The 25,881-nt window shown below is 67.3% G+C and carries 22 protein-coding genes, 1 tRNA gene and 1 pseudogene; 13 read left to right on the top strand and 11 right to left on the bottom strand.

The features are described 5' to 3' along the window. Nucleotides 1-84 precede the first annotated feature (84 nt). The 3 genes from ASF49_RS19550 (at nucleotide 85) to ASF49_RS19560 (ending at nucleotide 3,062) form a co-directional block, all read left to right on the top strand. The gene (locus ASF49_RS19550; RefSeq protein WP_056476990.1) at nucleotides 85-1,107 is read left to right on the top strand and encodes an extracellular solute-binding protein; all 1,023 of its coding nucleotides are present in this window, start codon (nucleotides 85-87) and stop codon (nucleotides 1,105-1,107) included. A 46-nt stretch (nucleotides 1,108-1,153) separates the two neighbouring features. After that, entirely contained in the window at nucleotides 1,154-2,887 is a 1,734-nt protein-coding gene (locus tag ASF49_RS19555; RefSeq protein ID WP_056476993.1) for an ABC transporter permease, read from the top strand. 100 nt (nucleotides 2,888-2,987) lie between these two features. Continuing rightward, nucleotides 2,988-3,062 (top strand) — tRNA-Val (locus tag ASF49_RS19560). 77 nt (nucleotides 3,063-3,139) lie between these two features. Here ASF49_RS19560 and nhaA read toward each other — a convergent pair. Beyond that, on the bottom strand, nucleotides 3,140-4,336 hold the full coding sequence (gene nhaA, locus ASF49_RS19565; RefSeq protein ID WP_056476996.1) for a Na+/H+ antiporter NhaA: 1,197 nt from the start codon (nucleotides 4,334-4,336) through the stop codon (nucleotides 3,140-3,142). Between the two features lie 86 nt (nucleotides 4,337-4,422). Further along, the gene (locus tag ASF49_RS19570) at nucleotides 4,423-4,698 is read right to left on the bottom strand and encodes a hypothetical protein (protein ID WP_082511419.1); all 276 of its coding nucleotides are present in this window, start codon (nucleotides 4,696-4,698) and stop codon (nucleotides 4,423-4,425) included. 446 nt (nucleotides 4,699-5,144) lie between these two features. On the opposite strand from ASF49_RS19570, the gene ASF49_RS19575 reads away from it, so the two are divergent. Beyond that, nucleotides 5,145-6,257: an acyltransferase family protein gene (locus ASF49_RS19575; RefSeq protein ID WP_056476999.1), complete on the top strand. Its 1,113-nt coding sequence runs from the start codon at nucleotides 5,145-5,147 to the stop codon at nucleotides 6,255-6,257. A gap of 175 nt (nucleotides 6,258-6,432) precedes the next feature. Here the strand turns inward: ASF49_RS19575 and garD are convergent, their stop codons facing one another. Further along, entirely contained in the window at nucleotides 6,433-7,998 is a 1,566-nt protein-coding gene (gene garD / locus ASF49_RS19580) for a galactarate dehydratase (protein ID WP_056477002.1), read from the bottom strand. An 11-nt stretch (nucleotides 7,999-8,009) separates the two neighbouring features. Next, nucleotides 8,010-9,338: an MFS transporter gene (locus ASF49_RS19585; protein ID WP_056477005.1), complete on the bottom strand. Its 1,329-nt coding sequence runs from the start codon at nucleotides 9,336-9,338 to the stop codon at nucleotides 8,010-8,012. Nucleotides 9,339-9,591: 253 nt separating this feature from the next. On the opposite strand from ASF49_RS19585, the gene ASF49_RS19590 reads away from it, so the two are divergent. Then, nucleotides 9,592-9,822, top strand: coding sequence for a tautomerase family protein (locus ASF49_RS19590; RefSeq protein WP_056477007.1), 231 nt, complete (start codon nucleotides 9,592-9,594; stop codon nucleotides 9,820-9,822). Nucleotides 9,823-9,832: 10 nt separating this feature from the next. On the opposite strand, the gene ASF49_RS19595 is transcribed toward ASF49_RS19590, so the two are convergent. Then, nucleotides 9,833-10,099, bottom strand: a complete 267-nt coding sequence (locus ASF49_RS19595) for a hypothetical protein (protein WP_056477010.1) — start codon at nucleotides 10,097-10,099, stop codon at nucleotides 9,833-9,835. 1,576 nt (nucleotides 10,100-11,675) lie between these two features. Between ASF49_RS19595 and ASF49_RS19600 the strand changes: the two genes are divergently transcribed. Then, nucleotides 11,676-12,938 (top strand): nucleotide sugar dehydrogenase, encoded by a 1,263-nt coding sequence (locus tag ASF49_RS19600; RefSeq protein ID WP_056477013.1) that lies wholly within the window; start codon nucleotides 11,676-11,678, stop codon nucleotides 12,936-12,938. 47 nt (nucleotides 12,939-12,985) lie between these two features. Beyond that, a complete protein-coding gene (locus tag ASF49_RS19605) occupies nucleotides 12,986-14,263 on the top strand; it encodes a glycosyltransferase family 4 protein (protein ID WP_082511422.1) in 1,278 nt (425 codons plus the stop codon). A gap of 329 nt (nucleotides 14,264-14,592) precedes the next feature. On the opposite strand, the gene ASF49_RS24780 is transcribed toward ASF49_RS19605, so the two are convergent. From ASF49_RS24780 to ASF49_RS19615, 3 genes are all read right to left on the bottom strand, one after another. Continuing rightward, on the bottom strand, nucleotides 14,593-14,715 hold the full coding sequence (locus ASF49_RS24780) for a hypothetical protein (RefSeq protein ID WP_272481516.1): 123 nt from the start codon (nucleotides 14,713-14,715) through the stop codon (nucleotides 14,593-14,595). 176 nt (nucleotides 14,716-14,891) lie between these two features. Then, nucleotides 14,892-15,605: an SDR family NAD(P)-dependent oxidoreductase gene (locus ASF49_RS19610; RefSeq protein ID WP_056477016.1), complete on the bottom strand. Its 714-nt coding sequence runs from the start codon at nucleotides 15,603-15,605 to the stop codon at nucleotides 14,892-14,894. A gap of 701 nt (nucleotides 15,606-16,306) precedes the next feature. Continuing rightward, nucleotides 16,307-16,543: a hypothetical protein gene (locus ASF49_RS19615; protein ID WP_156653102.1), complete on the bottom strand. Its 237-nt coding sequence runs from the start codon at nucleotides 16,541-16,543 to the stop codon at nucleotides 16,307-16,309. A 55-nt stretch (nucleotides 16,544-16,598) separates the two neighbouring features. Between ASF49_RS19615 and ASF49_RS19620 the strand changes: the two genes are divergently transcribed. Further along, nucleotides 16,599-17,132 carry a hypothetical protein gene (locus tag ASF49_RS19620; RefSeq protein WP_156653103.1) on the top strand — a complete coding sequence of 178 codons (534 nt, stop codon included), beginning with the start codon at nucleotides 16,599-16,601 and terminating at the stop codon, nucleotides 17,130-17,132. A 242-nt stretch (nucleotides 17,133-17,374) separates the two neighbouring features. Here the strand turns inward: ASF49_RS19620 and ASF49_RS19625 are convergent, their stop codons facing one another. After that, nucleotides 17,375-18,874, bottom strand: a complete 1,500-nt coding sequence (locus ASF49_RS19625) for a CoA-acylating methylmalonate-semialdehyde dehydrogenase (protein WP_056477024.1) — start codon at nucleotides 18,872-18,874, stop codon at nucleotides 17,375-17,377. Nucleotides 18,875-18,907: 33 nt separating this feature from the next. Beyond that, nucleotides 18,908-20,245 (bottom strand): aspartate aminotransferase family protein, encoded by a 1,338-nt coding sequence (locus ASF49_RS19630; protein ID WP_056477027.1) that lies wholly within the window; start codon nucleotides 20,243-20,245, stop codon nucleotides 18,908-18,910. A gap of 180 nt (nucleotides 20,246-20,425) precedes the next feature. On the opposite strand from ASF49_RS19630, the gene ASF49_RS19635 reads away from it, so the two are divergent. From ASF49_RS19635 to ASF49_RS19645, 3 genes are all read left to right on the top strand, one after another. Continuing rightward, nucleotides 20,426-20,974, top strand: a complete 549-nt coding sequence (locus ASF49_RS19635; RefSeq protein WP_056477030.1) for a cupin domain-containing protein — start codon at nucleotides 20,426-20,428, stop codon at nucleotides 20,972-20,974. A gap of 99 nt (nucleotides 20,975-21,073) precedes the next feature. Further along, nucleotides 21,074-22,000 (top strand): histone deacetylase family protein, encoded by a 927-nt coding sequence (locus tag ASF49_RS19640; protein ID WP_056477033.1) that lies wholly within the window; start codon nucleotides 21,074-21,076, stop codon nucleotides 21,998-22,000. Between the two features lie 70 nt (nucleotides 22,001-22,070). Beyond that, nucleotides 22,071-22,898, top strand: a complete 828-nt coding sequence (locus ASF49_RS19645; protein ID WP_056477036.1) for an endonuclease/exonuclease/phosphatase family protein — start codon at nucleotides 22,071-22,073, stop codon at nucleotides 22,896-22,898. Here the strand turns inward: ASF49_RS19645 and ASF49_RS19650 are convergent. Continuing rightward, nucleotides 22,789-24,234 (bottom strand): phospholipase D-like domain-containing protein, encoded by a 1,446-nt coding sequence (locus ASF49_RS19650; protein WP_056477039.1) that lies wholly within the window; start codon nucleotides 24,232-24,234, stop codon nucleotides 22,789-22,791. The genes ASF49_RS19645 and ASF49_RS19650 overlap by 110 nt on opposite strands. A gap of 283 nt (nucleotides 24,235-24,517) precedes the next feature. Here ASF49_RS19650 and ASF49_RS19655 point away from each other — a divergent pair, with 283 nt between their 5' ends. Then, nucleotides 24,518-24,862: an ATPase inhibitor subunit zeta gene (locus ASF49_RS19655; RefSeq protein ID WP_243214358.1), complete on the top strand. Its 345-nt coding sequence runs from the start codon at nucleotides 24,518-24,520 to the stop codon at nucleotides 24,860-24,862. An 825-nt stretch (nucleotides 24,863-25,687) separates the two neighbouring features. Further along, nucleotides 25,688-25,881 (top strand): annotated as a pseudogene (locus tag ASF49_RS19660) (right-handed parallel beta-helix repeat-containing protein); the annotation flags it as partial.

Below are 25,881 nucleotides of genomic sequence, written 5' to 3' on the forward strand. Positions count from 1 at the left end.
TTTTAACTCCAGAACATCGCGCTTGTGTTTTTCTCGCCGATGCTTCTGAACACCCGCCACGTTCGAACGTGAAGGGTGTCGACCATGGCGGGTGGGATCAAGGCAATCGGGTTGGCGGGCTTCGCGCTGGCAGCCCTGATCGGGACGGCCTCGGCGGCCGAGGTGAACCTCTACACCACCCGCGAGCCCGGCCTGATCCGGCCCCTGCTCGACGCCTTCACCGCCAAGAGCGGCGTCACCGTCAACACGGTCTTCGTCGAGAAGGGGCTGGCCGAGCGCGTGGCGGCCGAGGGCGCCCGCGCCAAGGCCGACGTGCTGATGACCGTGGACGTCGGCAACCTCATCGACCTCGTCGACCGCGACCTCGCCCAGCCGGTGCGCTCGGGCGTGCTGGAGGCGGCGGTGCCCGCCACCCTGCGCGATGCCGAGGGGCGCTGGTTCGCCCTCTCCATGCGGGCCCGCGTGCTCTACGCCGACAAGGACCTCGCCGACCTCAATGCCATCACCTACGAGGGGCTGGCCGATCCGAAATGGAAGGGCGGCCTCTGCCTGCGCTCGGGCCAGCACCCCTACAACACGGCGCTCATCGCCCATCACCTCGTCAAGCACGGGCCGGAGAAGACCGAGGCCTGGCTGCGCGCCCTGAAGGCCAACCTCGCCCGCAAGCCCGCCGGCGGCGACCGCGACGTCGCCCGCGACATCCTCGCGGATACCTGCGAGATCGGCCTCGGCAATTCCTACTATGTCGGCCTGATGCGCTCCGGCCGCGGCGGCCCCGAGCAGCAGAAGTGGGGCGAGGGCATCAAGGTGGTGATGCCGACCTTCGCGGGCGGCGGCACCCACGTGAACGTCTCCGGTGCGGTGGTGGCCAAGAACGCTCCTAACCGCGACGAGGCGGTCAAGCTCCTCGAATACCTCGTCTCCGACGAGGCGCAGGGGCTCTACGCCAAGGCCGATTACGAGTACCCGGTGAAGGCCGGCGCACCGATCGATCCGCTCCTCACGGCGCTGGGTCCCCTGACCATCGATTCCGTGCCGCTGGTGGAGATCGCCCGCAACCGCAAGGCGGCGAGCCTCCTCCTCGACACGGTGGGATTCGATCACTGAGGGCGGCCTGCGCCCCGGTCCTGCGAAATGCGCCCTTGAGACCCGCGTGACCGCGGCCGTCCCCGCCCTGCCGCTCCTCGGCCGACCCCGCGGACTCGCCTGGAGCGCGGCCGCCCTGGCGCTCTGCGCCCTGGTGCTGAGCCCGGTCGTCGCCCTCGTGGTCGCGGCCGGGGACGGGATCGGGGGCGGGGCGGGCGCGGCGCTGTGGCCGCACCTCGTCGCCCACGTGCTGCCGCAGGCCCTGCGCGACACCGCCCTGCTGCTGGCCGGCGTCGGCGTGCTGGTGGTGGTGCTCGGGGCGGGCTCCGCCTGGCTCGTGGCGGCCTACGACTTTCCCGGCCGGCGCCTCCTCGAGGCGGGGCTGCTGCTGCCGATGGCGGTGCCGACCTACATCGTCGCCTTCGCGTATCTCGACCTGATGCATCCGATCGGCCCGGTGCAGACCACCCTGCGCGACCTCCTCGGCTATGCCCGCCCGCGCGATCTCGTGCTGCCCGAGATCCGCTCGCTGCCCGGCTGCATCCTGCTCCTCGGCTTCGTGCTCTACCCCTACGTCTACCTGCCGACCCGGGCGCTGTTCCTGATGCAGGCCGCCAACCTCATCGAGGCGGCCCGGATGCTTGGGCGCCGGCCCTCGGCGATCTTCCTGCGGGTCGCCCTGCCGATGGCACGCCCGGCCATCGCCCTCGGGGCGAGCCTCGCCCTGATGGAGGCGCTGAACGACATCGGCGCGGCGGAATTCCTCGGGGTCCGCACCCTGACGGTCCAGGTCTACGCCACCTGGGTCAACCGCTCGGACCTCGCCGGCGCGGCCCAGATCGCCCTCGTCATGCTGGTGGCCGTCGTCGCCCTGGTGGCCCTGGAGCGCTGGGCCCGGGCCGGACGCGGGTTCTCGGGGGGCGCCCAGCGCCCGCGCCGCCTCGCCCGCCAGCGGCTGACGGGCCTGCGGGCCGTGGCCGCCCTGGCCCTCGGGCTGGTGCCCGTGGCGATCGGCTTCGCGATTCCGGCGAGCTACCTCGTCCATTCCGCGGTCCGACGGGTGCTGCGCAGCGGCCTGCCGGAGACGATCCTCTCCGAGATCGGCCATACCCTGCTCTACGCGGGCGCCGCGACCGTGATCGCCGCCGCCATCGGCTTCGTGGTGGCGGCGGGTCCGCGCCTCGTCCCGCGCCGCTGGGGCGAGGCGCTGATCCGGGTGGCGAGCCTCGGCTACGCCCTGCCGGGGGCGATCCTGGCCATCGGCCTCCTCGGTCCCCTGGCCCTCGCCGACACCGCCCTCTCGGCCGGGACGACGAAGCTCTTCGGCGTCGCCCCGGCCCTGATCGGCCTCGGCACCGGGGGCGCCCTCGTCACCGCCTACCTCGTGCGCTTCCTCGCCGTCAGCATCGGCACCTGCGAGGCCGGCCTGGCCCGCGTGCCCCGCAGCCTGCCCGATGCCGGGCGGATGCTCGGGCGCGGGCCGGGCGCCACCCTGTGGCGGGTCCAGTTTCCCCTGGCCTGGCCGGCGGTGCTGAGCGGCGCGCTCCTGGTCTTCGTCGACTGCGTCAAGGAACTGCCCGCGACCCTGCTGCTGCGCCCCCTCAACGTCGAGACCCTGGCGACCCACCTCTACGGCGAGGCCGCCCGCGGCACCTACGAGGACGGAACCGTGGCGGCCCTCCTCATCGTCGCGGTCGGGCTGGTGCCCGTGGTGATCCTGCTCCGGCTCGGGACCCCGCGCACGGAAGCCGGCGCAGAACCTGCCGATCAGCGCTTGACGCCGCCGCGCCCCTCGCCCTAGAAGGCCATCGATCCGGCGGCACAGCCCGGCCGGACGGTCTTTCGCCGCGATCGCGGCCTTGGTCGAACGGACGTTCACCGAGCCGGCGGAAGGCGGGTCAGGACGGTTAGCACAGCGGTAGTGCGTTCCCTTCACACGGGAAAGGTCGCAGGTTCGATCCCTGCACCGTCCACCATTCCCTCGTCGATCCCCGTCCCCGTCCTCGATGTTCGCGCTTCGGTCGGCCGTCGCCGAATCGCCGTCGGGCGGTCCTCACGGGACAGCGCGGTTCGGCGCCCGGCGGGGTGCGACCAGCAGGACGAGGGCGCCGGCCGCCATGCAGACGATCGATCCGGCCAGGACGCCGACCTTGGTCTCGGATTCGAGCTCGGGCGCGTCGGCGAAGGCCAGGAGGCCGATGAACAGGCTCATGGTGAAGCCGATGCCGCAGAGGAGCGAGACGCCGTAGACCTGCATCCAGCCGGCCCCCGCCGGCCGCTGGGCGAGCCCGAGCTTCACCGCCGCGAGGACGAGGCCGAACACGCCGATCTGCTTGCCGACGATGAGGCCGAGGGCGACCCCGAGGGTCACGGGGTCGAGGAGCATCCCCGGCGTGAAGCCCGCGAGCGACACGCCCGCATTGGCGAAGCCGAAGATCGGCAGGATCAGGTAGGCCGACCAGGGGTGCAGGGCGTGTTCGAGCCGGTGCAGGGGCGAGGTCGGGTCGTCCGGCCGGCCGAGGCTGAGCCGCAGGGGAATCGTCAGGGCCAGCAGGACGCCGGCCACCGTGGCGTGCACCCCGGACTTCAGGACGAAGAACCACAGCACCGCGCCGAGGACGAGATAGGGCGACAGGCGGCGGATGCCGGCCCGGTTCAGGCCGTAGAGCACCGCCAGGGTCACGGCCGCCCCGCCCAGCATCGGCAGGGACAGGTCGGCGGTGTAGAACAGCGCGATGATGAGCACCGCGCCGAGGTCGTCGATGATCGCCAGGGCGGTCAGGAAGACCTTGAGCGAGACCGGCACCCGCGAGCCGAGCAGGGCCAGGATGCCGAGGGCGAAGGCGATGTCGGTGGCGGCGGGAATCGCCCAGCCGCGCAGGGTCTCCGGCGAGTGCCGGTTCACCGCCACGTAGACCAGGGCCGGCGCCGCCATGCCGCCGATCGCGGCGAGGCCGGGCAGGATCCGGTCCGGCCAGGTCCGCAACCGCCCGTCCAGCATCTCGCGCTTGATCTCGAGGCCGACGAGCACGAAGAACAGCGCCATCAGCGCGTCGTTGATCCAGTGCACGACGCTCAGGCCCCCGACCTTGGCCTGCAAGGCCGCGAAGTAGCTCGCCGCCAGGGGCGAGTTCGCGACCACCAGCGCGAGGGCCGCGCTCGCCATCAGGACGAGCCCGCCGCCGGCCTCGCTGGTGAGCATCGACCGGAAGGCGGAGAAGGGCCGCCGGCGCGGAACAGGGGCTTGCATGGCCCCTCCTTTACAAGGACCGGGCCGGGACACAACCGAGCCGCAGGCGGAACCGGGTCGGGTCCGCGCCCCGTGGCGGCCCCCGGTCAGCGCAGCGCGGCCGCGCGGGTGCCGCCCTTGGCACGGGTGCCGCCCTTGGCACGGGTGCCGTCGTCGAACGCCGTGCGGCAGCCGGGGCTGAGGCTCGCCCGGTGCACCTGCATGCACGACACGATCCGGTCGCGGTCCGGCACCGCGCTCAGGCACAGGCGCATGACGTCGCCGCGGCACAGGGCGGCCTGTTCCTCCTCGCCGGCCCGGGCACCGGTGGCCGCGAGGGCGGGCAGTACGCAGCAGGCTGCGAGAGCGATTCGGCCGAACATGGGCATCTCCCGATCTGGCCCCGAATTCCGGTGGCGGGTCGGCCCGGATGGGGCTGACGACGACCTGCGGTTGTAATGCGGATGGGCCGGCCGGGTTCCCCACCGCTGCCGGCTTCCGGAAGGAGGTCGCGTGTCCCGGCCCCTGGCGCCGTGCACCGCGCCCGCTCTTGCGGCAACTGTCCGTGCGCCGGAGCGCCGTTCCAGGCGCAGGAGGGCGAGACAGGATGCCGGGAGCCTCGTGGGGAGCGTCGGGATGCCGGCCCTCTCCCGGAGGTCGGCTCCGGATCGGGACTTCCCGCTCCGACCCGCGACCGGGATCGGCGGAACGATCGGATCGACGGCGTCCCGGGCCATTTACCACACGCCGCGAAGGGCCTTGTCGAATGGGGCCGCCCCTGCAATCCCTGGATGGCCCTCGCCGTCGAGGGCGCAACCCACCTCCGGCCATGCATCGCCTGCACTGTATCGATTCGATTCGCGGTCTGGCCGCCCTGGCGGTCATCTACGCGCATACCGTCGAGTTCGGGCTCAAGGTGCGGCTCGGGCCGTCCTCCTTCGAGCGCGTCGCCCTGGCCGGACTGACCGAGTACGTCGACATCGGCAAGATCGCCGTGACGCTGTTCTTCGCGGTGTCCGGATTCGTGGTGCCCTTCTCGCTGTTCAAGGCGGGAGACCGGCCCATCCTGGCCTTCGCCGTCTCGCGGTTCTTCCGCCTCTATCCCGCCTACTGGCTGTCGATTCCGTGCGGCCTGCTCGTGCTGTTCGTCTGGGCGGGGCGGGACGTTCCGGCCCTGCTCGTGGCCGCCAACATCACGATGCTCCAGCAGTTCGTCGGCGTCGAGAACGTCATCAGCCTGTACTGGACGCTGCAGATCGAGCTGATCTTCTACGTCCTCTGCGTGGGTCTCTTCGCGCTCGGCCGCCTCGACGATCGCGAGGGTGTCGTGCTTTCGGCCCTCGCGCTGATCGCGGCCGCCGTCACGCTGGCCTTCCTGCGCTTCTATTTCGAGCGGAAGTTTCCCGTGGCGGTGCCCCTGTCGCTGGCCGTGATGTTCTGGGGTCTGTGCCTGCGCTACCACGTCCTGGAGAAGCGGCCGGGCTGGGGCTCCGCGCTGACATGGGTCACGAGCGTGCTCGTCTGCGCGGTTCCGGTGATCTCGGTGCTGGCCTACGGGCGCGACATGGGCTTTCACGAGAACTGGGTGAAGTACGTCGTCACCTACTGGCTCGCGATGGCGCTCTTCGCCCTCCTCGCCCTGAAGCTGCGGATCGAGGGACGGGTCTTCACCTATCTGGGCGCGATCAGCTACTCGATCTACCTGTTCGGCCCGGTGGTTCAGGTGGTGATCGAGCGCGCCCTGGCCGGATACGAATCGGTCGTCCCGATCCACCTGTTCGCCGCCGCGACCGCCCTCGCGACCATCGCCGTCGCGGCCGTGGTGTATCGCTGGATCGAAGCCCCCGCCATCGCGCGCGGCCGCCACGTCGCGCGCCGCCTCGCCGGCCGGGCCGGATCGGGCGCCCCGGCCGCAGCCGCCCTCGGCCGATCCGAGACATAGCCCGTCCGTCGGAGGCACCGCGAGGCGGAGCATCCGCGCCCCGGCCTCCACTCCCGCGCCGTCTCGGACGACGGCCCGGCATCCGCCTGCCGCGGGACTCCTCCGGCTCCGGGCTCGCCGGCAGGGCGCCGGGAGGGGCCACCCCGGCAGCGGGACGGCGCCCGAAACCTCGGCCTCAGGTGATCGGGGCGGGATTGAACAGCGTCAGGTCGTTGAACAGGCCCCAGCGATCGGACCAGGGCCGCTTTCGCCCGCTCGCCACGTCGAGGATGAGGTGGAACAGGTCCCGGCCGGTCTCCTCGATGGTGGAGTGGCCCGTGGCGATGCGACCGGCATCGAGGTCGATGAGGTCGGACCAGCGCTCCGCCAGCTCGGTGCGGGTGGCGACCTTGATCACCGGGGCATGCGCCAGGCCGTAGGGGGTGCCGCGCCCGGTGGAGAAGACCTGGAGGGTGATGCCGGAAGCGAGCTGGAGCGTGCCGCAGACGAAGTCGCTCGCCGGCGTCGCGGCGAAGATCAGGCCCTTGTCGCGGACCCGCTCGCCGGGGGCGAGCACGCCCGCGATGGCCGAGGAGCCGGACTTGGCCACCGAGCCCAGCGCCTTCTCGACGATGTTGTTGAGGCCGCCCTTCTTGTTGCCCGGGGACGGATTGGCGCGCCGGTCGGCCCCGCCCTTGGCGAGGTAGTCGTCGTACCAGGCCATCTCGCGGATCAGCGCATCGGCGACCGCGGGGCTGGCGGCCCGGGGGGTGAGCAGGTGGATGGCGTCGCGCACCTCCGTCACCTCGGAGAACAGCACGGTGGCGCCGCAGCGGACCAGGAGGTCGGCGGCGTGGCCCAGCGCTGGGTTGGCGGTGACGCCCGAGAAGGCGTCGCTGCCGCCGCATTGCAGGCCGACCACGAGATCGGAGGCCGGGCAGGTCTCGCGGGTGCGCCGGTTCAGCACCTCCAGGCGCGCCGCCGCCATGGCCAGGATGCTGTCGAGCATCATGCCGAAGCCTTCGTGGCGCTCGTCCTGCAGGCGCACCACGCCGCCGTCGGCCGCCGCGGAGTCCTCCGGCAGCAGGCGCTCCGAGACCAGCTTCTCGCAGCCGAGGCCGACCACCATGACCTCGCCGCCGAAATTCGGGTTGCGGGCCAGGCTCTGCAGGGTGCGGATCGGGATCACCGCCTCGGGGGCGTTGATGGCGACCCCGCAGCCATAGGCATGGGTGAGGCCGACGACGTCGTCGACGTTGGGGAAGCGCGGCAGCAGCTCCTGCTTGATCCGCCGGATGGCGACGTCGAGGGTGCCGGCCACGCATTGCACGCTGATCGAGATCGCCAGGATGTTCTTGGTGCCCACCGAACCGTCCGGGTTGCGGTAGCCCTCGAAGGTATAGCCTTCCAGCGGCGGCAGGGGGGCGGGCACGCGGGTCGCCTTCTCCAGGGCGTCGAGGTCGGGCGCCACCGGGGTCTCGACGCTGGATTCCTCGACCCAGGACCCGCGCGGCAGCGGGCGCAGGGCGATGCCCACCACCTCGCCGTAGCGCACCACCCTGCCGCCCGGCGGGATGTCGACGAGCGCCACCTTGTGGCCCTGCGGCACGAACTCGACCAGGGTCAGCCCGTCCTCGAAGACGGTGCCGGCGGGCAGGCCGAAGGCGTTGACCACGATGGCGACGTTGTCGTCCGGGTGCAGGCGCAGCGTCCGGGGCGTGTCGCCGGTCCGGTCGGAGGGGGTCTCCGGTTCACCGAGCATGGTTGTTCTCCTCACGCCTTGCGCAGCTCGACCCGCCGGATCTCGCCGACGATGACGAGGTAGGCGATCATCGCGATCAGCGCGTTGCAGCCCACGAAGACCAGGGCGCCGTTGAACGAGCCCGAGGCCTGGACGAGGTAGCCGATGATGATCGGCGTGGTGATGCCGGCGGTGTTGCCGAACATGTTGAAGATCGCGCCGCTGAGGCCCGCCGCCTCCTTGGGCGAGGTGTCGGAGATCACCGCCCAGCCCAGCGCCCCGATGCCCTTGCCGAAGAAGGCGAGCGCCATGAAGCCGATGACGAGGGCCGGCGAGTCGACGTAGTTGCAGGCGATGATCGACATCGAGAGCAGCATGCCGGCGACGATGGGGATCTTGCGGGCCCGGGTGAGGGAGCCGGTGCGCTTCAGGATCGCGTCCGAGATGACGCCGCCCAGGACGCCGCCGAGGAAGCCGCAGAGCGCCGGCAGCGAGGCGACGAAGCCGGCCTGCAGCACGGTCAGCCCGCGCTGCTTGACCAGGTAGATCGGAAACCAGGTCAGGAAGAAGTAGGTCATCACGTTGATGCAGTGCTGCGCCACGTAGATGCCGACCAGCATCCGGTTGGACAGGAGCTGGCGCACGACGCCCCAGTCGAAGCCCTTCTGCGCGGCGGGCTTTCCCGCATCGAGGGCCAGGAGCGCGCCGCCGGAGGCGATGTGGTCGAGCTCGGCCTTCGTCACGGTGGGGTGGTCGGCCGGATCGTGGATCACGCGGACCCAGATCGCCGCGAGCGCGATGCCGATGACCCCCATGACGATGAAGGCGTAGCGCCAGCCGTATTCGTGCGTGACCCAGGCGGTCAGGGGCGCGAACAGCACCGGGGCGAAGTACTGCGCGGCGTTGAAGATCGCGCTGGCCTTGCCGCGCTCGGCGCTGGGGAACCAGGCGGTGACGATCCGGGCGTTGCCGGGGAAGGACGGTGCTTCGGCGATGCCGACGAGGAAGCGCAAGATGAAGAGCGCGGCCACGGCGCCGCCGCCGAGGAAGCCGACCCAACCCTGAGCCAAGGTGAACAGCGACCAGAAGAAGATGCCGCCGGCATAGACCCACTTGGAGCCGTAGCGGTCGAGCATCCAGCCGCCGGGCACCTGTGCGGCGACGTAGGACCAGCTGAAGGCGGAGAGGATGTAGCCCAGGGTCACCGGGGTCAGGCCGAGTTCCTGGGACATCGGCGTGCCGGCGATCGAGATGATGGCGCGATCGGCGTAGTTCACGACCGTGGTCATGAACAGCATCAGCAGAATGCCCCAGCGGACGCGACCCTGCGCGCGCGCCTCCAGCGGTAGAGCCAGCGCCATCGTTCCCACCCGATTTTTATCGATGCCGGACTTCGTCGAGCGAAGACTCGTTTGACGGGAGGGGTACCGGCGCCGATGGGGGGCGTCCAATGCGAAGGGCGGATCGATCGATGCGCGCACGGCATCGATGAGGGTCCGTATCGTGGCCTGACGGGATGATCGGGGGCGCCTTGCCGGCCCGATTCGGCCCTGGCATGGACCCTAGCGGCCGCCCGGGGCGGCCCTCCCGCCATCCGACTGCAGGACCGCACCCATGCCGCACGTGATCGTGAAGATGTACCCGGGCAAGACCGACGCGCAGAAGGCGGAGATCGCCGAGGCCCTCGCGGCCGCCCTCATGGCCAGCGCCGGCGCCGCCGAGCGGGCCGTCTCGGTGTCGATCGAGGATGTGGCCCAGACCGATTGGGAGTCGCAGGTCTACCGCCCCGAGATCGTCGGCCGGCCGGAAACCCTCTTCAAGAAGCCGGGCTACAGCCTGCCCTGAGCCGGCGCCTTCAGCCCTTCGCACCCTGAAACGGGCGCAGCAGCCAGGCGAGGCGGCCGGCATCGTCGTCCTGAGTCTCCGTCCGCGCCGGCTTGTGGGCGACCGGCTCCTTCGGTGCGCTTGCATCCTGCATGATCTGATCGAGAGGGGACGGCAGGTCCATGCCGTACTCGTTCAGGAGCAGGGCCGCGTCGAGGAGGAACCGGATCTGGTCGTCGGGGACCGGGCGGCCCTGAATCTGGGCCTCCAGCACGGTCCGCGCGAAGAGGGCGGCCAACCGCGACAGCTCAGGCAGCCGGTCGGTGGGCGTCGCGGCCCCGATCGATGACGCTAGAGCGGCATTCACCCGCAATCTCCCTGTCCGGATGGCGCGACCTCGACGAACGCGCTGTGTATGTCAGGCCCTGTATACCGCGCGTTTCTCACCAGTTCGTTGAGCACCGGGAGTGACCGACACCCGCCTCTGCTGCCGGGGCTACGGCGTCGCCGCGCATTGCTCGTAAGGTCGCGTCGAGCCCCGCCGGTACGTTCGACGTGAGCACGAAGCAGCTTTCACAAGCAGAGCACCGGACACGGAATCGGAATGGTCCGACATCAGCATCGCAAGCTGAGCCGAATCAGAACGGAGCGGCTCCAGCGCAATCGAAGTCCCGATCGATGACGCGGACGCCGCTCGGACGACTTTGCCTGCGCGAATTTGATCTACCAGTGGTGCCATCGGCGAGCCACGGCCGACATCACGAATTCCAACCCGGTATTTGGAAGTGTCGATACGTGCTTCACAACACAACGCTCGGGGAAGGCAGGATTTCCTAAGCAACGGACTGATGCTTCATCGCGACTCTGTCGGAATTTAATCCGTAAAAATCTTTATGATCTGGAGACGGTCGCGGTGCACCGAGCGTCTGATGTCTTCCTCTGATTTGAGGTTCGCATCGAACGCTCATTCAGTGAGGCGTATCGGAGGCCCAATATCACCTGGTCATCCGGACAAGAGGGGCATGCCAGGACGGCAAGTGTTGCGGCGCACCAAATGCATTGCCGGAGTGAAAAAAAACTGCTAGCTGAATATGCAGACGCATAGCCGCACACGGCATTCAAATCTCGGACCCCGTAAGGCAAAATCCCATCAGCATTTAGGGAAGGAAATCCTGAATAGATGCCGATGATTTGAGAATGCGAAGCAACTCATCGTAGCGCGGCGAGACGTTCCGCGCATCTATGAGGGCCTCCCGCAGGGCATCGACTCCGAGGGATAGATCCATTCGGTCTTTGCCTCGTCGAAAGCTCGATGAGCGCCTTCCGAGTCTGGCGCAGGGCAAACAACCGTGGTGTGTCGCTAAGCTATCGAAGGCGGGGGACTTAGATTGGTCGATCGAGACGATTTTTACTGGCGTGTATCATCCTGAGGGACTCGCCTCTCAAGTGTAGAGGATCGAGGAAGCAGCTTAGATTCGCATGTCTGCTGTGAAAATACAATGTATCGTTTCTGCGCCGGGAGGCGTATCGATCGATTTATAATCTAATACCATGCGACAAATGCTGTGTTGAGGGTTGTCTTTGATGTTCAGGCGTGCTGGCGCGAATTTTGCTGAGCCACCTCGGTCCGGTTGAGGACCGCTACGTCATCGTTCGGAGATACAGACGTGACATACCGTATAAGCTGCTTTTTAGACTCATAGGGAAGTGGTGACCGAGGCCATAGGAACAGGTCTCGGTTGTCCATGCTGCGCTAGGGAAATTTGTCTTTTGCATTCCCAAGAGCCTTCGCCTATGGGATGCGAGATCAAAGAAAAGAAATCGAGATTTGATGCAATGTCGAGTTGCGACTCGAAGATTGTTGGAGCGGCCTGATGCGTATTGCTGTATTTGGACTTGGCTACGTTGGATTGACGACAACGGCCTGCCTGACGCGGCAAGGGCACGAGGTTATTGGGATCGATGTCAGCAGTGACAAGGTGCGTCAGATCAATGAAGGGCGATCGCCTATTCTGGAACCTGGCATCGAAGATCTTCTTCAGGCGGCTCTGAAGGACGGCCGATTGAAGTGCGTAACCGCTGTCGGCTCTGAGCTCGATCAGTGCGACATCGCGATCGTCTGCGTCGGCACGCCGAGTGCCGCGGACGGATCCCACAATATGAGCTACATCGCGGAGGTGTCTCGCCAGATCGCGACGTCGCTCCGGTCCGAAAGGGTCGCCCCTTTGACGGTCGTCTACCGGAGCACCATCCGCCCCGGCACGATCGACGAATTGATCCAGCCGATCTTCAAGTTCATGCTGGGTGACAAGGCGGACGCCGTCGAGCTCGTCTACAACCCTGAGTTCCTGCGTGAGTCAACCGCGATCGAGGATTACTTCGATCCGCCGAAGATCGTGGTCGGTACGGTGGACGGCGAACCCTGCGCACGCCTCGAACAGATGAATGAAGGCATCACCGCGCCGACTTTTTACACGCGCTTCCGTGATGCGGAATTCACGAAGTTCGTCGACAACACCTTCCACGCGCTGAAAGTCGCATTCGCAAACGAGATTGGCCGCGTCTGTGTCCAATTGAACATCGATACGCGCTTGGTGCATAAAATTTTCGTGTCCGACACGAAGCTCAACATCTCTCCCTACTATCTCCGTCCGGGTGGCCCCTTCGGCGGATCCTGTCTGCCCAAAGATGTGCGAGCCCTTCAGTACATCTCCGGCGACGTTGGCGCGAACACGCCTGTCGTCGACGCCTTGATCCGGTCGAACGAGGCCCACAAGCACTTCCTGTTCACGTATTGCACGCAGGGATTGAGGCCCGGTGCGAAGGTTCTGATGTTGGGATTGGCCTTCAAGAGCGACAGCGATGACCTTCGCGAGAGCCCTCACATCGATCTCGCACGCAAACTGCTCCAGGGCGGATACGAACTTGCTGTCTACGATCCCTTTCTGAAGCCGAACAACTTGGTCGGTCAGAATCTCGGGTATGCCGTTTCCTATTTGCCTGAACTGCCAAATATCCTCGTTTCGCGTGAATACGCGGAGCGGGAGCAATTCGATATCGTGATCGACACGAATGGAAAAGGTTCGGATCTAACGCTCCGTGACCCCATTGTCGTCGACATCAGTCGACTGAAATAAGTCCCTCCTGAGGCTTATCCGAGATCTGGTTGGGAGTTGAGAAGGCCATGCAGCTTCAAGGCAAGCGCGTCCTCATCGTCGTCGAAAACCTGCCAGTGCCGTTCGATCGTCGCGTTTGGCAGGAAGCTCGTGCGCTCAACGAGGCAGGAGCGGTCGTCTCGATCATCAGCCCCATGGGCAAGGGATACGAGGCGCCCTATGAGTGCATCGAGGGCGTGCATGTCTATCGGCATCACCTTCCATCCGATGCCGAAAACGCCTTGGGCTACCTTCGGGAATACGGCGTTGCCCTGTTTCATGAAAGCCGGTTGGCCTGGAAGATTCTGTTCAAGCATGGCTTCGATGTCATCCATGCTTGTAATCCACCGGATTTGATCTTCCTTGTCGCCCTGCAATTCAAGGTCCTCGGCAAGGCCTTCATTTTCGATCATCACGACATCAATCCTGAACTTTACGAAGCCAAGTTCGGCCGGCGCGGGTTTTTCTGGCGCCTGATGATCTTGTTCGAGCGATTGACCTTCGCATGCGCGAACGTCTCGATCGCAACGAACGAGAGTTACAAGCAGATTGCGATCGAACGCGGCCGAATGGCGCCCGACCGGGTCTTCATCGTCCGCAGCGGGCCCGACCTGCGGCGCCTTCAGGTGCTTCCCCCAAATGCCGCTCTGCGTCGCGGGCGCCAGCATATGGTCGGCTACCTCGGCGTCATGGGTGACCAGGAGGGCATCGACCTCCTGCTAGAAGCCGCAGCGCACATGATCTTCACCATGGGGCGAGAGGACGTCCTGTTCTGTCTCGTCGGCGGTGGGTCGAGCCTGAAGGCTCTGCAGGATCAGGCCCGAAGGATGGGTCTCGAAGATTACGTCGTGTTCACGGGGCGCATTCCAGATCAGGATCTGTTTGAAATCATTTCCACGTCCGATGTTTGCGTGAACCCTGACAGGGTAAACACGATGAACGACAAGTCGACCATGAACAAGATCATCGAGTACATGGCGCTTGCGAAGCCGATCGTTCAGTTCGACGTCACGGAGGGACGCCGGTCCGCGGAAGGCTCGTCACTCTACGCGAAATCCAATGATCCCATCGACTTCGCGCAGAAGATTGTCTCCCTGCTCGACGACCCCGACAAGCGTGCCGCCATGGGCGAGATTGGTCGCGAGCGTGTCGTGAACAGCCTGTCCTGGCACCATCAGGTGCCCAAGTTGATCCAGGCCTACTGCCAAGCGTGCGGGATCGCAGTGCCGTCGGCGAATTCAGAGGTGTCGAGCGAAGGCGCATTCCGAAGCCCATCCATGATGGCTGGGCGCGGCACGGATCGCTAGGCTTTCTCGGGCGTCTACGCGGCAAGAAGGGTGTGAACACAGGGCGCGTGTCCGGTGTTTGCGACGAGGCTTCCGAAGCGATGCGAGCCAACTTCGGCTGAATGTGGCGAGACTGGGTCTCCAGTCGCGGCGATCGCCATAGCGCCTTGTGCGATGCTCCCGAACTCTCACTGAGTTGGATGAAGCCAAGCGGCCTGCAGGTGTAAGGTCTTCCTTGCCACCGCACCGATAGCCCAACGGCGTTCGAGACAGGATTGCGGTCGGAGACCTCCACAGCCCCTCTCGGACCCTCTCCTCGAATGACAGGAGCCAGTCGAAGCCCCGGCCGCTCACGGCCGACGGGATCGCTGTTCCATCGCCCTGCGGTTCGCCTTGAGCAGTTTTCCCATCACGATGCCGGCCGGAATGGACAGAAGTGTCCATGCGCGCAGGAAGCGAAGAAAGACCAGCATGACGATATCGTCCTTTCGCACCGAGTGAGGGGCGCAATGGGATTGTCCTGATCCCAACGGATCCACGAAGCACGTCGTTCCGAATGGGCAGCCCGGTCGCTGACGCAGGCCAGGGACGTTTTCGGGCAGGGGATAACCCTGCGGACCGTACTGATAGGTAAAATCAGCACTCCGTATCAGGCCGAGATCTGCTGCCTGTTCCAGGCAAAGACCCTGCCGGAATCTCCCGGTTTCAGGTCTGCGAGGACCCTCAGGAGATGCGACGCGCTGACTTCGGGCGTGAACAGCCCCGGCGCATCCGTGTCTGGTCGGAACGGACGGGAGAGTGCCGTCGCCACCGTCCCGGGATGAAGTCCGGCGACGATCGCATCGGGGTGCGTGCGCCTGGCCTCGATGGCGAGGGTGCGCAGGATTTGGTTCAAGGCGGCTTTCGATGCGCGATAGGTGTACCAGCCTCCCAGGCGATTGTCCTCGATCGACCCGACGCGCGCCGACAAGGCCGCGAAGACACTTCGGCCGGTCCGGGGCATCAGGGGAAAGAAGTGCTTGGCCACGAGTGCCGGCCCGATCGTGTTCACGGCGAACACCGTCGCCATGGCCGTTGGGTCAAGGCTCCTGAGTGATTTCTCTGGCGACACGCCGGTTTGGTGGAGGATCCCGCTGGCGATCATGACGAGATCGGGAGGACCTACCCGCGCCACGGCTTCGGCTGCTGCGGCAATCGAAGTCTCGTCAGCCAGATCGATCTGCCCCGAGTGGATCGGACGAGAGAACGACGAGCCCGAGCGGGAGAACGCGAAGACCGTCCGGCCCCCCCCTTCGGCCGCGAGCGCATCGACGAGGGCGCGGCCGATACCGCCGGAGGCGCCGATCACCACCGCGCCGGTCATTTCAGAGCGCTCCCGCTGCGTTTGGGCTGGTCGGAATAGCGCGTGATCGTGCTCGCAGAACGCGGCTCTGCCGAGGCGGGAAGTCCGACACCGGCAGGCACCAGTTCGAACTTCGATATGAAGCGCCTGGATTGGACCGTCCTCGCCCCTCCGTTGACGTTACCGACGCCGTAGGCGCGCGCGGGAGCGGCCCCACACATCATCCCCAACGCCTGGTTCATCCGCCGCGCGTTCCATCTCGGTTTCGTGCGTTCCGCGCGATGGCGGCACGGACGAGCTGCTTCGTCTACGAGAATCAAACCAAACCGCATCCCGCGGAGGATGCCAAATCACGAGGGCCTGTTTGATCCCGGCCTCGGCCGACGCGTCGCACCTTCCTCGAAGGCTGCCGCAGATCATTCCGTGTGCCCACTCCGGTCGTGCGTCACGGACAGCGCTCCCGAGCGATCAGGATTTGCCGGGTGCAAAGCGTCTGAACATTGGCTCCGCACGGAACTAAAGTTGAATTCTCTCAGTCGAAAGTATGATCTATCCTCTTGGTCCCAATGGCGTGAGAGTTGGCGCTTCCCGGGAGAGGTTTTTTATCTGGACGAACGATGTGTTTCGCGGCCTGGAATGTCGTCATCGAAACCATTTATGCAGCAGCGTCCGCGCCAGACCGTTGGCCGGACGCACTTCAGGCAATTGCTGAACTGCTGGATTCACGAGGCGTGCTGCTTCTGTACCAGCACCGGAACCACCGATTCGGAGCGATCGTCTCGCCGACGCTCGCATCGATGCTGCAGGAATACCAGCAGAGCTGGCAGCACCTCGACGTCCGCGCCGATCGGGTCTTCCAAGCCATTGCCAACGGTCACCGCGACGTACAGGCCGACCATCAGCTCTTCACCGCCGATGAGATCGCCACCCTGCCGATCTACCAGGATCTCCTGCTGCACCACGGCAATCCTCTGGGGCATGGCGGTGCCGGTCTCGCCCTATCCGGAGGTGAGCGTGATCCTTTCGTTGCTGCGGGATCGGGACAAACCGGCCTATTCCGATGCACTGCAGGAGCAGCTCTTCGCGCTCAGCCGGCATGTGGAGCATAACCTGAGTCTGTCGATCCGGCTCATGGATGCCGAGGCCGAGCGGATCGGCTTCTCGCGGGCGCTGGACCGGATCGATTGCGGCGTCTTCGTCCTCGCCGGCGATCGCCAAGTTCTCTTCGCCAACCAGACGGCGCAGGACTTCGTTGGCGGCGGCCTCTCAATCGTGGCGGGGCGGCTCGAACTCGGCGACGGGGCGGTCCGGCGTGCTCTGGCCCAGCAACTCGGCCGCGTCGAGAATGGCGGTGCCGGAGACGGGCGTGTCGGCCCGGCGCTGATCCTGCCCAACGGCGATCGAAGCCTGATTCTTCAGATCGTCCCGCTCCAGACGACGATCGAGGGGCCGGCCCTTCAGACGGCGAGCGTCATCGTCCTTGTGACCGATCAGGCGCAGAGCTGCCCGTTCTCGACCCGGCCGTCGTTCGCGACCTGTTTCACCTGACCCTGGGCGAGGCGCGGCTGGCCGCCCTCGTCGGATCCGGGCGGCGCTGGCCGATGCGGCGGTCACCCTCGGTATTACGGAGAACACCGCCCGCACAGTCCTGCGCCGGGTCTTCGAGAAGCTCGGCGTGGCCCGCCAGAGCGAGACGGCCGCTCTGATGAGCAAGCTGTTCATGCTGCGGCAGCATCCGGGATCGCAGGCGCCGCGGCCGTGACGGCCGGGTGGTTCCTGGGCCGGGGCGACTATTCCATGGTGGGCATGACGAAATCGGCGCCGGCTCGGATGCCGGTGGGCCAGCGGGTCGTGATGGTCTTCAGGCGGGTGTAGAAGCGCACCCCCTCGGGGCCGTGCATGTGATGGTCGCCGAACAGCGACGCCTTCCAGCCGCCGAAGGAGTGAAACGCCATCGGCACCGGGATCGGCACGTTGATGCCCACCATGCCGACCTCGATCCCGTGCGCGAACTCGCGCGCGGCGTCGCCGTCACGGGTGAAGATTGCGGTGCCGTTGCCGAATTCGTGCTCGTTGATGAGCCTGGCGGCGGTCGCGTAGTCCGGCGCCCGGGTGATCGCCAGGACGGGTCCGAAGATTTCCTCCTTGTAGATCGACATCTCGGGCGTGACCTGGTCGAACAGGGTGCCGCCGAGAAAATAGCCGCCCTCGTAGCCCTGCAGGCTCAGTCCGCGTCCATCCACGAGGAGCTCAGCGCCCTCGGCCACGCCGGCATCGATGTAGCCGCTGACCTTGTCGCGGTGGACCTGCGTCACGAGAGGACCCATCTCCGAATCGGGATCGGTGCCGGGTCCGACCTTCAGTGCCCGCACTTTCGGGATCAGCCTGGCCACCAGGGCGTCGGCGGTCTTCTCGCCCACCGGCACGGCCACCGAGATCGCCATGCAGCGCTCGCCGGCCGAACCGTAGGCCGCGCCCATTAGCGCATCGACCGCCTGATCCATGTCGGCGTCCGGCATCACGATCATGTGGTTCTTGGCGCCGCCCAGGCACTGAGCGCGCTTTCCGTTGGCCGTCGCCGTGGCGTAGATGTACCGGGCGATCGGCGTCGAGCCGACGAAACTGACCGCCGCGATGTCGGGATGGTGCAGGAGGGCGTCGACCGCCTCCTTGTCGCCGTGGACCACGTTGAAGACGCCGTCGGGCAGGCCGGCCTCCTTGAGCCAGGCCGCCACCAGCAGCGCGGGCGAGGGGTCGCGCTCGGAGGGCTTCAGCACGAAGCAGTTGCCGCAGGCCAGCGCGACAGGGAACATCCACATCGGCACCATGACGGGGAAGTTGAACGGCGTGATGCCGGCGACCACGCCGAGAGGCTGGCGCAGGGAATGGCTGTCGACGCGGGTGCCGACGTTCTCGGTGACCTCGCCCTTGAGGAGCTGCGGGATGCCCGTGGCGAACTCGACCACCTCCAGCCCGCGCTGGATCTCGCCGCGGGCATCGGAGAGCACCTTGCCGTGCTCGGCGGTGATGAGGGCGGCGAGCTCGTCGGTCCGTGCTTCGGCGATGCGCAGGAAGGCGTTGAGGATGCGGGCGCGTCGCAGTGGCGGAGTCAAGGCCCAGTCGCGCGCGACCGCCTTGGCCGCAGCCACCGCCGTGTTCACGTCCGCAGCGTCGGCGAGGGCGACCCGACCGGTCTCCTCTCCGGTGGCCGGATTGAAGACGGGAGCGTGGCGCGGGCCGGTGCCTGCGACAAGTTGGCCGCCGATGAAGTGGGAAATCGCGGTGGGCATCGAGGATCCTGACGGACGAGAGGCGAAAAGAGTTCAGGCGGCGCGGGCGATGGCGTCGCCGAGGATCGACGCCATGGTGTCGATCTGGTCGCGCTCGACGATGAGCGGCGGCGACAGGGCGATGATGTCACCGGTGACCCGTATGAGCAGGCCGCGCTCGAAGCAGTCGACGAAGACGTCGTAGGCGCGTGCGCCGGGTGCTCCCGGCCGCGGCGCCAACTCGATGCCGGCGACGAGGCCGATGGTGCGGATATCGATGACGTGTTTTGCGCCGCGCAGGTCGTGCATGGCGCCGGCCCAGTCCTCGGCGAGCCCGGCCCCGCGGGTGAGCAGGCCCTCCTGGGCATAGATGTCGAGGGTGGCGAGGCCTGCCGCGCAGGCCACCGGGTGTCCCGAATAGGTGTAGCCGTGGAACAGCTCGATCACCGCCTCGGGGCCGTGCATGAGCGCGTCGTGGACGCGCCGCGCGCAGAAGACCGCGCCCATCGGCAGGGTGCCGTTGGTGAGCCCCTTGGCGGTGGTGACGAGGTCCGGGACCACGCCGAAATAGTCGGTGGCGAAGGGGGTGCCGAGGCGGCCGAACCCGGTGATGACCTCGTCGAAGATCAGCAGGATGCCGTGCCGGTCGCAGATCGCGCGTAGGCGCTCGAGGTAGCCCGTCGGCGGCAGCAGGACTCCCGTGGAGCCGGCAACCGGCTCGACGATGCAGGCCGCGATGGTCTCGGCCCCGTGCAGGGCGACGAGGCGCTCGAGGTCGTCGGCCAGTTCTGCTCCGTGCGCGGGCAGGCCCTTCGAGAAGGCGTTGCGCTCGGGATCGTGAGTGTGGCGGAGGTGATCGACGCCAGGCAACAGCGGGAAGACGCGGCGGTTGTTGACGAGGCCGCCCACCGAGATGCCTCCGAAGCCGACCCCGTGATACCCGCGCTCGCGCCCGATCAGCTTGGTGCGCGTGCCCTGGCCGATGGCGCGCTGGTAGGCGAGCGCGATCTTCAGGGCGGTGTCCACCGACTCTGAGCCGGAACCGGTGAAGAACACCCGGTCGAGGCCCGCCTCCGGACCACCCGGCGCGATGGCGGCGAGGCGCTCGGCGAAGTCGAAGGCCGCCGGATGGCCCATCTGGAAGGAGGGCGCGAAATCGAGGGTGGTGAGCTGGCGCTCCACGGCGGACGCGATGCCCTGGCGCCCGTGCCCGGCATTCACGCACCAGAGGCCTGCGGTGCCGTCGAGGACGCTGCGCCCGTCCGTGGCCGTATAGTGCATGCCCTTGGCCGAGGCGAGCAGGCGGGGCGCGGCCTTGAACTGCCGGTTGGCCGTGAACGGCATCCAGTAGGCGTCGAGCCCAGGGGCATTGGCGGCGTGGTGATGATCCATGGCGATCCTCCCGTGGGGACGTCTATGGACCCGGAGGAGGCGCCGATTGCGCGCGGCGAACAAGTCCTTTTCTTACCGCCGCGATGTCCTTGAAAAGATGGGGCTGCCAGGAGCAATGTCGGTGAATCTTGAACATCCCTAACAGGGCGGCCCGCCCGAAGGGCGACACCAGGGGATTCGATGAGCATTGATCTTGGCGCGCGCCTGCGCACCATCCGCACGCTGCATGGCCTGTCGCAACGGGCGCTCGCCAAGCGCACCGGTGTGCCGAACTCGACGATCTCGCTCATCGAATCGAATGGCGTGAACCCCTCGGTCGGCGCACTCAAGCGCATCCTCGACGGCATTCCCATCGGCCTGTCCGAGTTCTTCGCCGTGGAGCCGGAGCGCCCACGCAAGGCATTCTACCGGGCCGATGAACTCACCGAGATCGGCAAGGGACCGATCTCCTACCGGCAGGTGGGGGACAACCTGTTCGGGCGCGGCCTGCAACTGTTGAAGGAGCGCTACGAGCCCGGGGCCGATACGGGCCGGGTGCCCTTGGTCCATGAGGGCGAGGAGGGCGGTATTGTCTTGTCCGGCCGCCTGGAGGTGACGGTGGATGCCGAACGCCGCATTCTGGGACCCGGCGACGCCTATTCCTTCGAGAGCCGCCGCCCGCACCGCTTCCGCTGCGTCGGCCCGACCGCCTGCGAGGTGGTGAGCGCCTGCACCCCGCCGACCTTTTGAAGCGACCGGCTGCGGGTTCGATCGCATCGGTCCATTGCGGCGCTGGCCTCCCGCGAGCCATCTGGTATACCAACTCGAGACGAAGGCTCGGAGTGCCGCATGACCATCCTCTTCAGCCACGACGCCGCCCTCGGGCACCGGACGCCGCACGGGCATCCGGAGCGGCCCGAGCGGATGCAGGCTGTTAAGGAGGCGCTCGGCACAGAGGCCTTCGCGGCCCTCGACCGCCGGGCGCCGGAGCCCGCGAGCTTGGAGACCGTGGCGCTGGCCCATCCGGAGGAATGGGTGCGGGCGATGGTGGCGGCGGCGCCGAGCGAGGGATTGGTCCACGTCGATTCCGACACGGTGCTGTCGCCCGGTACCATCGATTGCGTGTTGCGCGGCGTCGGCGCCGCGGTCGAGGGGGTCGATGCGGTGATGACGGGCCAAGCCCGGAACGCCTTCTCGGCCATGCGGCCGCCGGGGCACCACGCCGAGCGCACCCGCGCCATGGGCTTCTGCCTGTTCAACAACGCGGCGGTGGCCGCCCGCCATGCCAGGACAGTGCACGGCGTCGATCGCGTCGCCATCGTCGACTGGGACGTGCACCACGGCAACGGCAGCCAGGACATCTTCTGGGCCGACCCCTCGGTGCTGTTCTGCTCGACCCACCAGATGCCGCTCTATCCCGGCACCGGAGCAGTCTCGGAATCCGGCGATCACGACACGATTGTCAATGCGCCCTTGAAGCCCGGCGCCGATGGCGGGCGCTTCCGCGAGGCGTTCACCGCGCGTATCCTGCCGCGTCTCAAGGATTTCCGACCCGATCTGATCATCATCTCGGCGGGCTTCGATGCCCATTGGCGTGATCCCCTGGCCAACCTGATGCTGGAAGCGGAGGACTTCGCCTGGGCGACGCGCCAGGTTATGGAGATCGCGGAGCAGGCCTGCAACGGGCGCATCGTCTCCGTTCTGGAGGGCGGCTACGACCTGAAGGGTCTGGCCGAATCGACGGCCGCGCATGTCGCGGTGCTCATGGAGTCGTGAGGCGCAAGAGCCGATGGCTGCTTTCCCACCCGGGCTTTCCGCCGGGCGTGTCTGACCCACCTATGGGACGATGCTGAACGATCGCCGCCTCGCGCGCCTGACCGCCCGTGCTCTCCAGAACTCCCACGGGCGCCCAGGCCATGACCGCCCCGGGCTTCGCAAGATCGTCAGCTGGAACCTCCTGCGGCGGGTCGGCGCGAACGTCGCCGGCATCGCCGCGCTGATCGAGCGCGAGCAACCCGACCTCGTGCTGATGCAGGAGGCGACCAAGGATATCGAGGCCCTCCAGGCCAAGGTCGGCGGCCATTACGCCTGGGCGCAGATGCCAGGCCGCATCCACGGACTCGCCGTCTGGAGTCCGATGCCCTTCGCGACGCCGCCGAAGGCGATCGAACTGCCCGCGGGGGCGATGTTCGACCGGGTGAGCCAGGTGATCGATCTCGGCGAGTTCGGTGTCGCCAACGTGCACCTCTCGCACGGGCAGATGCTCAACAGGCGGCAATTGCGCTGCATCGAGCAGAGCCTGCCGGACCGGGCCGCCGTCATCGGCGACTACAATTTGGTCGGGCCGACCCTCCTGCCGGGGTTCCGCGATGTCGGCCCGCGCCTGCCGACCCACGCCATGGCGCGGGTGGTGCCCCTTCGGCTCGACCGCTGCCTGGTGCGCGGGCTGACCTGTCACGGGCGCAGCGTGCTGCCGCGGGGCGCTTCGGACCACCGCCCGATCATCGTGCATCTCGCCCCCACCCACGAGGTGATCCGGCGGGAGCCGGAGGAGCCGGAGCGCGTCAAAGGTATGGCAGGAGTAATCGGACGCCTGCGTCGCGCAGCCGGACGGGGAGACCGCGCCGGGACAGGTGCTCGCGCGTCAGCCGGACGTTCATCTTCTCCCGCATGAAGGCGTCGAGGTGCCGGGCGAGCCCGGAATCGTAGACCTCGACGTTCAGCTCGAAGTTCAGCCGGAAGCTGCGGGTGTCCCAGTTGGCACTGCCGATGAAGCACCAGGCATCGTCGATGACGAGGAGCTTGGCGTGGTCGAAGGGCGGGTCGTCGAGCCAGATCCGCACGTCGCTGCGCAGGAGCGGGTCCACGTGGGCTCGGGTCGCCCAGTCGACGACCGCATGGTCGCTGTCCATCGGGATGATGACGTCCACTGTCAGGCCGCGCAGGGCCGCCAGCGAGAGGGCGCTCACCAACACCTCGCTCGGCAGGAAATAGGGGGTCATCAGGCGGATGCTGGTCCGGGCGCAGGTGATCGCCTCGAGCACCACGAGCTCGATCTTGCGCAGGTCCGCGTCCGGGCCCGAGGTGACGACGCGGGCCTGCGTCTCGCCGCGGACGGGCAGCGGCGGGAACCAGGCCGGGCCTTCCAGCTCCTGGTCCATCACGAAGGCCCAATCGCTCGCGAAGGCCGCCGCGAGCTGGGCGACCACCGGCCCCTCGATGCGGAAATGGACGTCGCGCACCGGCTCGGGCGGACGGGCCGCCACCTGGTTCTCGTCGGCGATGTTGATGCCGCCCGTGAAGGCGAGCGCGCCGTCGATGATGAGCAGCTTCTTGTGGGTGCGCAGGTTCAGGAAGGGCATCCGCCACGGCAGCACCGAGTGCATGAAGCGGCCCACCGGCACGCCCCGGCGTCGAAGGCCGCCATAGACCGAGGCGAAGAAGTAGCCGCTGCCGATGCCGTCCACGAGGACCCGGACGGCGACGCCCCGATGATGGGCCGCCTCCAGGGCATCGAGGAAGGTGCGACCGATCTCGTCCTTGCGGAAGATGTAGCTCGACAGGGCGACCGAGTGCCGGGCCTTCCCGATGGCCTCCAGCATCGCGGGATAGACCGCATCGCCGTTGCGCAACGGCGCGATCCGGTTGCCCGCCTCGAGGGGAAGGGCCGTGATGCGCCGCACCGCCTGGTCCAGGGGCTGGAACCGCTCCGGCAGGACGGGCGCGGGCGCCTCGTTCTCCTCGCGTCGCGGGCTTGCCTGGGACGGCTTGATGCGGAGTTTCTGCGCCCGGCGGGTGACCCGGTTGACGCCGAACAGGGCGTAGAGCGCGCTGCCGAACAGGGGCGCCAGCCAGACCAGGCCGATCCAGCCGATGGCCGCCCCGACTTCGCGTTTGCGCAGGAGGACGTGGATGCTGACGAGGCCCGAAAGGGTGGCGCCGAGCACCCAGAAGACCTCGGTCCGGATCGACGTCAGGGCGCCGATCCATGAGAGCAATGCCTGTTCCAACGCCGCTCCCGCTCCGCGATCCCCCCGGGCCATACGCCAAGGTCCGCCCGAGCACCAAGCTGGGGCAACCGGATTTTGCGGCCAGGGACCGCGCGCCGGCCCATGGCGTCCTCGCCGATGATGGAGCCGCTGCCGCCGGCATTCGGTTCCCAAAACGGCGCATCTCCCGGGTGTTCGAAGGATTTCGCTGCGACTAAGCTGGATCTTGATCTTTGTGAAAGCGGATCGACTGTCGCGATCGTAATTCTAGCTCCAATATTCGACGAACAAAGCTTGGCAGCTCATGCAGAGGGAGGAGGCGGACATGGCCCGATTTTTCGAGGAGCGGGAACGCGCGGCCGAAATGCTGTTTGTCCGCGCCGAGGAGTCCCGGTTCCTGACGCATTGCCAGGGCGTCCGGTCTCTGGCGGGCTATGCCGCCGAGGCGCTCGGCGTCGACCAGCACAGCGCCACCGCCTATGCGGACGAACTGTTGGCCGCGGTGATCCAAGGGGTCCCGCAGCAGGACCTCGTGGAACGCGTCCGCGGCGATCTCGAAGCCAACGGCGTGGTCGCGGATCCCGCGATCCTGACCCATCACCTGAAGCGGCCGTCGGGCGACGGACCGCACGGGCCGCGCCCCGCCTGAGGCGCTACCGTCCTGTCCCGACGCGCTCGGTCGACCACGAGCGCTTGTCGAGGTCGTGAACTTCCGCGGCTCTCGGCGGTTGGGTCACGAAGCGCGACGGAACGGATGGATCGATGACCTCTTGGACCCGAATCCGTGCGGCAGCCTTGGGGCTGTGCCTCTGCGGTCCCGTTCACGCCGAGCCCCTCGCGCCGACGGGGGGCGCCGGCAACACGGGCGTCACGGCCCCGGGACGCGGACCCGGCGAGATTCCGGAGACCGGCGGCCCGACGTCGCGCCCGGCGCCCGCCATTCCGGGCAACCCGAGCCCCGCTTCCGTCCCCGGTTCCTCGCCGGGCGTGAACATCGGCGGTACGCCGACCAGCGGTCCCCCCGGCACCGGCGGCGCCGCGGGCGGTCCATCGATCGGCAATCAATAGACCGAGGCCGATGCGATGCTGACGGCGGCCGGCGGCGCGCCGCGGGGTGATCGCGATATCCACAGGATTGCGGTCTTGCGCCGAGTTCGCGATCGCACCGCGCTCCTGCCGGCACCGTCGCGGGTCCGAGATCCGGTCGGCGCGCAGAATGTCTCTTTCCCAGGAAGGATTTGTCGATTTCGCCGCCGCGCCGCGCGGGTTTCGCGCGCCCTCGCCGCGCGCAATGCCGGCGGGGATTTCTATCCGTAATGGATCCTACGCGATCACAAATGTTAAATTAGAATTCGATGGTTAATCAAACCTCTATTAACCTTTCAAAGTTTAGTGATTCCCATGACCGGAGTTCAATTTATCGCCGCTAATTCCAGGTCATCCGATATTTTCCTAATCCAGAGCGAAAAGCGCGATGACGATCTACTACGTCGACTCCTCCTTCACCGGCGGATCGAACAGGAGCGGCCTGTCGGCCGACGCGCCCCTGACCAGCCTGGAGGCGGTCAACAAGCTCAAGCTTCAGGCCGGTGACACCGTCGCCTTCAAGGCCGGCACCGCCTACACCGCCTCGGCGGCCGGCACGGGCGCCCTGAACATCACCGCCTC

Source organism: Methylobacterium sp. Leaf104, from assembly GCF_001422885.1.
Lineage (GTDB): Bacteria > Pseudomonadota > Alphaproteobacteria > Rhizobiales > Beijerinckiaceae > Methylobacterium.

Bases quoted from the DNA above. Each gene is read 5' to 3' on its own strand.
- ASF49_RS19550 (WP_056476990.1), top strand. From the start codon at position 85: ATGGCGGGTGGGATCAAGGCAATCGGGTTGGCGGGCTTCGCGCTGGCA.
- nhaA (WP_056476996.1), bottom strand. From the start codon at position 4,336: ATGCAAGCCCCTGTTCCGCGCCGGCGGCCCTTCTCCGCCTTCCGGTCG.
- ASF49_RS19570 (WP_082511419.1), bottom strand. From the start codon at position 4,698: ATGTTCGGCCGAATCGCTCTCGCAGCCTGCTGCGTACTGCCCGCCCTC.
- ASF49_RS19575 (WP_056476999.1), top strand. From the start codon at position 5,145: ATGCATCGCCTGCACTGTATCGATTCGATTCGCGGTCTGGCCGCCCTG.
- garD (WP_056477002.1), bottom strand. From the start codon at position 7,998: ATGCTCGGTGAACCGGAGACCCCCTCCGACCGGACCGGCGACACGCCC.
- ASF49_RS19585 (WP_056477005.1), bottom strand. From the start codon at position 9,338: ATGGCGCTGGCTCTACCGCTGGAGGCGCGCGCGCAGGGTCGCGTCCGC.
- ASF49_RS19590 (WP_056477007.1), top strand. From the start codon at position 9,592: ATGCCGCACGTGATCGTGAAGATGTACCCGGGCAAGACCGACGCGCAG.
- ASF49_RS19600 (WP_056477013.1), top strand. From the start codon at position 11,676: ATGCGTATTGCTGTATTTGGACTTGGCTACGTTGGATTGACGACAACG.
- ASF49_RS19605 (WP_082511422.1), top strand. From the start codon at position 12,986: ATGCAGCTTCAAGGCAAGCGCGTCCTCATCGTCGTCGAAAACCTGCCA.
- ASF49_RS24780 (WP_272481516.1), bottom strand. From the start codon at position 14,715: ATGCTGGTCTTTCTTCGCTTCCTGCGCGCATGGACACTTCTGTCCATT.
- ASF49_RS19610 (WP_056477016.1), bottom strand. From the start codon at position 15,605: ATGACCGGCGCGGTGGTGATCGGCGCCTCCGGCGGTATCGGCCGCGCC.
- ASF49_RS19625 (WP_056477024.1), bottom strand. From the start codon at position 18,874: ATGCCCACCGCGATTTCCCACTTCATCGGCGGCCAACTTGTCGCAGGC.
- ASF49_RS19630 (WP_056477027.1), bottom strand. From the start codon at position 20,245: ATGGATCATCACCACGCCGCCAATGCCCCTGGGCTCGACGCCTACTGG.
- ASF49_RS19635 (WP_056477030.1), top strand. From the start codon at position 20,426: ATGAGCATTGATCTTGGCGCGCGCCTGCGCACCATCCGCACGCTGCAT.
- ASF49_RS19640 (WP_056477033.1), top strand. From the start codon at position 21,074: ATGACCATCCTCTTCAGCCACGACGCCGCCCTCGGGCACCGGACGCCG.
- ASF49_RS19645 (WP_056477036.1), top strand. From the start codon at position 22,071: ATGCTGAACGATCGCCGCCTCGCGCGCCTGACCGCCCGTGCTCTCCAG.
- ASF49_RS19655 (WP_243214358.1), top strand. From the start codon at position 24,518: ATGCAGAGGGAGGAGGCGGACATGGCCCGATTTTTCGAGGAGCGGGAA.